This is a genomic window from Janthinobacterium sp. Ant5-2-1 (assembly GCF_001445815.1).
In the GTDB taxonomy this organism is placed as follows: domain Bacteria; phylum Pseudomonadota; class Gammaproteobacteria; order Burkholderiales; family Burkholderiaceae_D; genus Janthinobacterium; species Janthinobacterium lividum_E.
On the sequence record NZ_LNCE01000069.1, the window covers coordinates 21,070 to 30,108 of the forward strand.

The window sequence follows — 9,039 nt, forward strand, 5'->3', positions numbered from 1 at the left end:
AAATGCATAACCGGATGCGCACAAAGCATTGGCCGGGGCATGAGGCTATCGCCTACGATGCGGTTCCGCTGCGCGCAGCTGCATCTCGGCTGTGCCTCTAACGTATTCGTATTGTCAGGAGCTTATCAAGCATGACCAGCAAGCACGCACTTCCTTCCTACCTCAATCCTGAAGACCTGGGCCCATGGGGCGTCTACCTCGAGCAGATCGACCGCGTTACGCCATACCTGGGCAACCTGTCGCGCTGGGTGGAAACGCTGAAGCGTCCAAAGCGCATCCTGACGGTCGACGTGCCTATCGAGCGCGATGACGGCACCATTGCCCACTACGAAGGCTACCGCGTGCAGCACAATCTGTCGCGCGGCCCGGGCAAGGGCGGCGTGCGCTTCCACCAGGACGTGACGTTGTCGGAAGTGATGGCCCTGTCGGCCTGGATGACGGTCAAGAATGCAGCGGTCAACGTGCCATACGGCGGCGCCAAAGGCGGTATCCGTGTCGATCCGAAGACCCTGTCGCGCAACGAACTGCAACGCCTGACCCGCCGCTACACGAGCGAGATCAGCATGATCATCGGACCGAACAAGGATATCCCGGCGCCGGACGTCAACACGAATGAGCAAGTCATGGCGTGGATGATGGACAGCTACGCCATGATCGGCGGCAATATGTCGACCGGCGTGGTGACCGGCAAGCCAATCTCGCTGGGCGGCAGCCTGGGTCGTCGCGACGCGACGGGCCGCGGCGTGTTCGTCGTCGGTTGCGATGCGGCCGCCAAGGTCGGCATGTCGCTCGAAGGCGCGAAAGTCATCGTGCAAGGTTTCGGTAACGTGGGCGGCGTCGCTGCACGCATGTTCGCTGAAGCCGGCTCGAAAGTGGTCGCGGTACAAGACCACAAGACCACCGTCGTCCATTCCGGCGGCTTGAACATCCCGCAATTGCTGGCACACGTGGCCGAAGTGGGCAGCGTCGAAGGCTTCCCGGGCGCCGAGGCATTCGTGCCGCGCGAAGATTTCTGGGGCATCGATTGCGACATCCTGATCCCGGCCGCGCTGGAACAGCAGATCACGGCCGAACGCGCACAAGTCATCCGCGCCAAGATCATCCTGGAAGGCGCCAATGGCCCGACCCTGCCGGCAGCGGACGACATCCTGACCGACCGCGGCGTATTGATCGTGCCGGACGTGCTGGCCAACGCCGGCGGCGTGACCGTCAGCTACTTCGAGTGGGCGCAGAACTTCTCGAGCTTCTTCTGGACGGAAGAAGAAATCAACAGCCGCCTGACCCGCATCATGCGCGAAGCGTTCGATTCGGTATGGCAAGTGTCGCAAGAGAAGAAAGTGTCGATGCGTACCGCCACCTTCATCCTGGCGTGCACGCGCGTGCTGCAGGCTCGCGAAGTACGCGGTCTCTACCCATAATGGCTATGGTCGCCTGAGAAAAAGCCCAGGGCGTGCTTGTTGCGCCCTAGGCTTTTCCCAGACATAACCGCCCCCATATCCGTGCATTGTTGCTCAACAATGCCCTGTTGCAGGCACCATCGGCTGATTCCAGCACAATAAACCATCGGCGCCTTTCGCCCGTGGTCCTGGGGCACTCTCATTCTCGCTGTGAGCTGCGCAAGGCAAGCTTTACGCTGACGTCATGCATCTCGCCAGTTTCCCATTTTTTCCTCATCCATACGATACCGTGCGGCGACCATCAGTCAAAGCAAGGCTGCCCCTGCGCACGCCACCAGTCGTTTATACTCAGCACCTCACGCCACTTTCACACAGGCTCGATATTACGAATCAATCTAATGCCGCCCTTGAAATTTGAGCCTGCCGTTAGACTAACGATACGGGTCAACAAAGCCGCATAAGTAACGCTAGCCAAAATGAAAAAAAAAGAATAATAATGAGATATCTGAAAATTCGCCATATAACTACAGAGTTCCATCAGGAGCCATAACTGGGTTGATCAAGAATGCAACAAATAGGATAGCAATATGATTTTAGTGACCGGTGGAGCCGGCTTCATCGGTTCCAATTTTGTAAACGACTGGCTGGCGCTCAACGATGAGTTCATCGTCAACTTTGACAAACTGACTTACGCTGGCAATCTCAGCAATCTGGCCAGCCTTGAACACGATCCCCGGCATCTCTTTGTGCGCGGCGATATCCTTGATACAGCTCACTTAACATGCTTGCTGGCAGAGCATCAGCCACGCGCCATCGTGCACTTTGCCGCTGAAAGTCATGTTGATCGCTCGATCCATAACCCTGGCGAATTCATTTCGACTAACGTCAACGGCACCTTCAGCCTGCTGGAAGCCGCACGCGCCTATTGGTCGGGTCTCACGGGCGATGCCAAAGAGGACTTCCGTTTCCTGCATATCTCAACTGATGAGGTATACGGCAGCTTGCAGCCGCAGGATCCGCCCTTTACCGAAACGACGCCCTACGCGCCAAATAGTCCATATTCGGCGTCAAAAGCTGCATCTGACCATCTGGTACGAGCCTATTTTCATACCTATGCCATGCCCGTGCTGACCACGAATTGTTCAAACAATTATGGTCCCTTCCACTTTCCGGAAAAACTGATTCCCCTGATCATCAGCAATGCCCGTGCCGGCAAAGCCCTGCCTATTTATGGTGATGGCCTGCAAGTACGCGATTGGCTGTATGTAGGCGACCACTGCTCGGCCATCCGTCGCGTGCTGGCGGCGGGCAAGCCAGGTGAGGTATATAACGTCGGAGGATGGAATGAAATGACCAATCTGGAAGTCGTGCATACCTTGTGCGATATCCTTGACGCCCTCGATCCCAAGGCCATCGGCAGCTATCGGGAACAAATCATCTATGTGCCGGATCGCCCCGGCCATGATCGCCGCTACGCCATCGATGCACACAAGATCGAACGCGAGCTGGGCTGGAAACCAACCGAAACATTCGACACCGGCATCCACAAGACCGTCCGTTGGTATCTAGACAATCAGACCTGGGTACGCGATATCCAGTCTGGCGACTACCTGACTTGGCTACAAAAAAACTACGTGGAACGCAATGTCCCAAGGAAATAATAGCATGACCTCCCCGCTTGAACGCAAAGGCATCATCCTCGCCGGTGGCTCAGGTACCCGCCTGTACCCTGTGACCATGTCGATATCGAAGCAGTTGCTGCCGGTATATGACAAGCCGATGATTTACTATCCACTGACCACTCTGATGCTGGCGGGCATACGCGACATTCTGATCATTTCTACCCCTCAAGATACGCCACGTTTTGTGGAGTTACTGGGTGATGGCAGCCAATGGGGCATCGAATTGAGCTATGCCGTGCAAGCTACGCCGGATGGCTTGGCGCAGGCATTCATCATCGGCCGCGCATTTCTCGGTGACGCCCCGTCAGCGCTAATTCTCGGAGATAACATCTATTACGGCAATAACTTTGAAGCACAATTACACCTTGCTTCGACGCGCACCAACGGCTCGACCGTGTTTGCCTACCATGTGCAATCGCCGGAGCGCTACGGCGTGGTCGAGTTCGATGCCCAAAGGCGCGCCGTCAGCATCGAGGAAAAGCCTCTCAGCCCAAAATCAAACTATGCCGTAACCGGCTTGTATTTCTACGATAATCAAGTGTGCGATATCGCCGCTGGAATCGCGCCCTCCGCGCGTGGCGAGCTCGAGATTACCGACGTCAATCGTATTTACCTTGAACGCAATCAATTGAATGTTGAAATAATGTGCCGCGGCATGGCCTGGCTCGATACCGGCACGCATGATTCCTTGCTGGAAGCAGGGCAATTTATCTCGACCATCGAAAAGCGCCAAGGCTTGAAAGTGGCATGCCCGGAAGAAATCGCCTATCGCAAAGGTTATATCGATGCGGCAAAGCTGGAAAACCTGGCGCAGCCCTTGAAGAAGAATACCTATGGACAATACCTGCTGCGCTTGCTCGACGACACCGTATTCTAACGTGTCATTTTCCCTCTTTAAGTAAAACACCACCATGAAAATCTTGGCCACCAACATACCGGAAGTGCTGATTATCGAACCCACAGTGTTCGGTGATGAGCGTGGATTTTTCTATGAAAGTTACAACCAGAAACGCTTTACGGAGCTGACCGGCATTCACCGTACCTTTGTCCAGGATAACCACTCCAAATCCGGCAAAGGCGTCCTCCGCGGCTTGCATTACCAGATCCAGCAATCGCAAGGCAAGCTGGTACATTGCACTGCGGGGACGGTATTCGATGTCAGTGTCGATTTACGCAAAAGTTCACCCACCTTCGGTCAGTGGGTCGGTGTCGAGTTATCGGCTGCCAACAAGCGTCAGGTATGGATACCAGAAGGCTTTGCCCACGGCTATCTGGTTACCAGCGACAGCGCCGAATTCCAATACAAGACGACGGGCTACTGGGCTCCCGAATTTGAACGCAGCATCCTTTGGAGCGATCCTCAGATCGGCATTGACTGGCCGCTAGATGGCGAACCTATGCTGTCGAACAAAGACAGACTTGGGTCATTGCTGGCCAACGCCGATGTCTTTATTTGAATGCAGCCTGCAAGACTGTATCTGTTGTCATCTTTCAATGAGAACATAGCATGAACCGCATCTTAATTTCCGGAAAAACCGGCCAGATCGGCTATGAACTTGAACGTAGTTTGCAAGGTTTGGGGGAAATCTTCGCGCTGGACCGCAAGCAAATGGATCTGGCCGATCTGGACCAGGTGCGCGATGTGATTCGCCGCGTCAAGCCGACCCTGATCGTCAACCCGGCCGCATACACTGCCGTAGACCAGGCCGAAAGTGAGCCGGCAATTGCGCTGCGCATCAATGGCGAAGCCCCGGCCGTGATGGCAGAGGAAGCTGGCAAGCTGGGAGCGGCGCTCATACATTACAGCACCGACTATGTATTCGATGGGTCAAAAAAAGAGCCATACGAGGAAACCGACCTGCCGTGCCCGATCAACGTTTATGGCAGCAGCAAATTAGCCGGCGAAACAGCGATCCAGGCAGCAGGTATTCCTTACCTGATCCTGCGCACCAGCTGGGTCTACAGCACGCATGGCAAAAACTTCCTGTTGACCATGCGCCGCTTGGCACAGGAGCGCGAGGAACTGGCCATCGTATCGGACCAATATGGCGCGCCGACCTGGAGCCGCACGGTCGCCGATACCACTGCTCACATCCTGTCCCAGTACTTGGCTGCGGCAGATCCGCAAAGATGGTGGCATGAACACTCGGGGCTGTATCATCTGACGGCGCAAGGCCAAACCACTTGGTTTGGCCTTGCCGACGCGATCATGGCACACCCGTCGATTACGAAAAAGCCCCGTTTGCGGGCGATACTGGCACGAGACTACCCCATGCCGGCACAACGTCCCGCCAATTCGCGGCTGTCGTCACAACGCCTGCTCGACACGTTCTGCGGCTTGCCGCAGTGGCAAGACGCCTTACTGCTGTGTCAAGACTCAATGCTGGACTGAAAATGCCGCGATCATTGCTATTCCTTTTGCCTCAACACCGGCAACCGAAGTCGCGAAACCGCCTCTAGCCTCAGGCCGCGTAGCCTTGCGGATTCTGGTGCTGCCAGCGCCAGTGGTCGCGGCACATGTCGTCGATGTTTTTTTGCGCTTGCCAGCCCAGCAACTCCTTTGCCTTGTCGGCCGAGGCGTAGCAGCTGGCGATGTCGCCGGGGCGGCGCGGCACGATGTCGTAGGGAACCTTGCGGCCGCTGGCGGCCTCGAAGGCGCGCACGGTATCGAGCACGCTGTAACCGTGGCCCGTGCCCAGATTGACGGTAAAGCCGCCATCGGTGGAGAACAGGCGGTTCAGCGCGGCCACGTGACCCAGTGCCAGGTCGACCACGTGGATGTAATCGCGCACGCCCGTACCATCCGGCGTGTCGTAGTCGTTACCGAACACGGCCAGGCGTTCGCGGCGGCCCACGGCCACCTGGGCGATGAAAGGCATCAAGTTGTTCGGGATGCCGGCGGGATCTTCGCCGATCAGGCCGCTGGCATGCGCACCGACCGGATTAAAGTAGCGTAACACGCCCACTTGCCATTGAGGATCGGCATGCACGAGATCGGCCAGGATCTGCTCGACCATCAGCTTCGAACGGCCGTATGGATTGGTCACGGACAGGCGCGACGTTTCCAGGATCGGCAAGGCTTCCGGATCGCCATACACGGTTGCAGACGAGCTGAAGACAAAATGCTTCACGTTCGCCGCCGCCAGCACTTCCAGCAAGGCCACGGTGCCTGTCACATTGTTGTCCATGTACATCAGCGGCTGGGCCACGGATTCGCCCACGGCTTTCAAGCCCGCGAAATGGATCACCGCATCGATGGCGTGCTCGCGCAGGACGGCGGCCATGGCCGTGCGATCGCGTACGTCAGCCTCGTAGAAAGGCACGCTTTTGCCGGAGATGCGCTCCACGCGCACCATCGCTTCGCGCGCGCTATTGCACAAATTATCCACCGCGACGACATCAAAGCCGGCAGCGAGCAATTCGACACAGGTATGCGAACCGATGAAACCGGATGCGCCGGTCACGAGTATTTTCTTGTTCATATAATCAATCAATGCAAAAAATATAAGATTACCCGAATTAGCCCCTCATTGCCAGGCGAGCACACGCTTGAACACGAGTCAAATGGCAGTCAGGACGGCACCACAACAACATAGTGGCAGGCTACTCTTGTGTGCAATCGATGCAAGTGGAGCCGCCGGCCCAGTAGAACGCTTATTTCTTAATGAACACAAGATCCCACACGCCATGGCCCAGCTTCAAGCCGCGGTTTTCAAATTTGGTCAGGGGACGGTAGGCCGGCTGCGGCGCATAACCGTCGGCGCTATTGCGCAGCTGCGGCTCGGCGCCCAGCACTTCCAGCATTTGTACCGCGTAATCTTCCCAATCAGTGGCGCAATGCAGATAGCCGCCCGGCGCCAGGCGATCGGTCAATTGCTTGACGAACGGCGACTGAATCAGGCGGCGCTTGTTGTGGCGCGCCTTGTGCCATGGATCGGGGAAGAAAACGTGGATACCGGCCAGCGAATTGGCTGGAATCATGTGCGTGAGAACTTCCACTGCATCGTGCTGCAGCAGGCGCAGATTCGTCAGCGACTCTTCGCCGATCAGCTTCAACAGGCTGCCCACACCGGGCGTATGTACTTCGACGCCGATGAAATCCTTCTCCGGCATGGCTTGGGCGATATGCGCCGTCGTCGCCCCCATGCCAAAACCGATTTCCAGGATCACTGGGGCCTTGCGTCCAAACACCTGCTCGAAGTCCATGGACTCCTTGGCGAAAGGCAACAGGAACTGCGGCCCCAAGGTCTCAAGCGCGCGCGCCTGCGCGACAGACAACCGTCCCGCGCGGGTCACGAAACTGCGGATGCGGTGTTCGGTCGGATCGTACATCATCGGCCGCGCCGGGCCGTTTGCTGGGGTATCAGAAGACATGGGAATGGAGAAATAAGTAGCCGCGCCGCACCAAGCCAGGCGCCAGCGAAAAATGGAGCGGGTGAAGGGAATCGAACCCTCGTCGTAAGCTTGGGAAGCTTCTGCTCTACCATTGAGCTACACCCGCGAAGCCTGCATTTTACGCGGGATGGCAAGCACTTGGCAAACGCTCACCCGTCAATCGGCGGCGGCAAGAACCTGCCGCCGCATGCTGGAAATCGCACGCAAAGCCATTCCAAACAAAGAATCTGTTAACTTAGAACAACACAACAAGAATAAAATCCAAAAAATGCTTTAACATAGAATCATATTACTGTCGATTTTCATGCAAATTTCTTGTGTGCAAAGACTAATACCGGAAATATTGCTACAATCGCGTACCAGTTTTGCAAGACTTAATGTTTTTCCCCCTGTTCAACTCAAAAGGATATCCCATGAAAAAAATTCTGATCGCCTCGGCAATCCTGTGCTTCGCTTCCGCACAAGCAATGGCTCAATCCGCACCAGCTCCTGCACCAGTAGCAGCTGCACCAGCAGCTGGCGCCGCTGCCGGCACCACCGTTGCCGGCCTGAGCGTCAGCACAATGATCGCAATCGGCGCAGCAGTTGCCGTTGTGGCCGGTGCAGCAAGCTCGGATTCGACCACCACGCATCACGCAACCGCTACCCATCATTAATATCCTGGCTGCGTAGGCAGCGATACGTAGGCTCAATCCTGACTTGTTCATCAAGTCAAGGACAGGTCTGCCGCGTCGAAAGATGACACTGTCCAACGATGGTGTAACTTTCACAATAAAAGCCCTTTCTTATCTCATTGGAAACGGGCTTTTATTTTTTTGAGCGGATTTGACGGATTTGAAAATGTGGGCTAGCCCCCTCTTCCATCATCCGATACTGCGTGCCCGGCTTAGCGGCATCAGCCATAAACCACCTCACACCTCTTCCAGCCCAGCATGGTAGCCGCCCAAGTTCAATGAAGAACCAGCCCTTTCTTAAACGTATGGGATTTGCCTTGCAAGGCATTGCCACAGCATTTCGTATGGAGTCGAGTTTTCGCCTGCAATGCATTGCCTCTCTGGTAGTGCTAATCATCTTGATATGGAGCAAACCAGCCATGATGTGGTGGGCACTGCTGCTACTCAATTGTGGCATGGTACTAGCGGCAGAACTATTCAACACTGCACTAGAGCACCTGATCGATCACCTGCATCCAACGTTGCATCCCAGCATAAAGGTTGCCAAAGATTGCGCCGCGGGATCTGTACTCATCCTCAGTTTCGGTGCAACATGCGTATTTGTTGCTTTTTTGGTAGAAAATCTTTCGAATTAAGCGAAAAGATGCTCTGAACAAATTAAAATAGACAATCTACCGAATTGAGAAGAATTAGCAATAAAGAAAATTATAAAGAGACAACTGAATCATGATGCATTGATTGAAAATTGTTTTCAATAAAATTCCCGCAAGGAAACAATTTTTAACTTAATTACAATTTATAAAACAATGACAGCTACCACACGACCTGTTCCGCTGCCATGAAATATGGCAGTAAAAGATACAAGGTTTGAGATCGAGCGCCATTTTGATA

The 9,039-nt window shown here is 55.2% G+C and carries 10 protein-coding genes and 1 tRNA gene; 8 read left to right on the forward strand and 3 right to left on the reverse strand.

The genetic code is table 11. From position 1 onward, the window contains the following. Positions 1-131 precede the first annotated feature (131 nt). From ASN89_RS21365 to rfbD, 5 genes are all read left to right on the forward strand, one after another. Positions 132-1,418: a Glu/Leu/Phe/Val family dehydrogenase gene (locus ASN89_RS21365; RefSeq protein WP_034745922.1), complete on the forward strand. Its 1,287-nt coding sequence runs from the start codon at positions 132-134 to the stop codon at positions 1,416-1,418. A gap of 566 nt (positions 1,419-1,984) precedes the next feature. Next, a complete protein-coding gene (gene rfbB, locus ASN89_RS21370; protein WP_058050689.1) occupies positions 1,985-3,058 on the forward strand; it encodes a dTDP-glucose 4,6-dehydratase in 1,074 nt (357 codons plus the stop codon). Between the two features lie 4 nt (positions 3,059-3,062). Continuing rightward, entirely contained in the window at positions 3,063-3,956 is an 894-nt protein-coding gene (rfbA, locus tag ASN89_RS21375; protein WP_046684445.1) for a glucose-1-phosphate thymidylyltransferase RfbA, read from the forward strand. A gap of 34 nt (positions 3,957-3,990) precedes the next feature. After that, positions 3,991-4,536: a dTDP-4-dehydrorhamnose 3,5-epimerase gene (gene rfbC, locus ASN89_RS21380; protein WP_046684446.1), complete on the forward strand. Its 546-nt coding sequence runs from the start codon at positions 3,991-3,993 to the stop codon at positions 4,534-4,536. 50 nt (positions 4,537-4,586) lie between these two features. Next, positions 4,587-5,471, forward strand: coding sequence for a dTDP-4-dehydrorhamnose reductase (gene rfbD / locus ASN89_RS21385; protein WP_046684447.1), 885 nt, complete (start codon positions 4,587-4,589; stop codon positions 5,469-5,471). Between the two features lie 70 nt (positions 5,472-5,541). Here rfbD and galE read toward each other — a convergent pair whose 3' ends face one another. The 3 genes from galE to ASN89_RS21400 all read right to left on the reverse strand — a co-directional run bounded on the left by galE (position 5,542) and on the right by ASN89_RS21400 (position 7,580). Beyond that, positions 5,542-6,561 carry a UDP-glucose 4-epimerase GalE gene (gene galE / locus ASN89_RS21390; protein ID WP_058050690.1) on the reverse strand — a complete coding sequence of 340 codons (1,020 nt, stop codon included), beginning with the start codon at positions 6,559-6,561 and terminating at the stop codon, positions 5,542-5,544. A gap of 172 nt (positions 6,562-6,733) precedes the next feature. Beyond that, a complete protein-coding gene (gene trmB, locus ASN89_RS21395; RefSeq protein WP_046684449.1) occupies positions 6,734-7,414 on the reverse strand; it encodes a tRNA (guanosine(46)-N7)-methyltransferase TrmB in 681 nt (226 codons plus the stop codon). 92 nt (positions 7,415-7,506) lie between these two features. Then, positions 7,507-7,580 (reverse strand) — tRNA-Gly (locus tag ASN89_RS21400). Here ASN89_RS21400 and ASN89_RS28770 point away from each other — a divergent pair. From ASN89_RS28770 to ASN89_RS21405, 3 genes are all read left to right on the forward strand, one after another. Then, positions 7,566-7,751 (forward strand): hypothetical protein, encoded by a 186-nt coding sequence (locus ASN89_RS28770; RefSeq protein ID WP_138828975.1) that lies wholly within the window; start codon positions 7,566-7,568, stop codon positions 7,749-7,751. The genes ASN89_RS21400 and ASN89_RS28770 overlap by 15 nt on opposite strands. Positions 7,752-7,887: 136 nt before the next feature. Beyond that, a complete protein-coding gene (locus ASN89_RS28775; RefSeq protein WP_138828974.1) occupies positions 7,888-8,130 on the forward strand; it encodes a hypothetical protein in 243 nt (80 codons plus the stop codon). 296 nt (positions 8,131-8,426) lie between these two features. Then, positions 8,427-8,783 carry a diacylglycerol kinase gene (locus ASN89_RS21405; protein ID WP_046684450.1) on the forward strand — a complete coding sequence of 119 codons (357 nt, stop codon included), beginning with the start codon at positions 8,427-8,429 and terminating at the stop codon, positions 8,781-8,783. Positions 8,784-9,039: the final 256 nt, after the last annotated feature.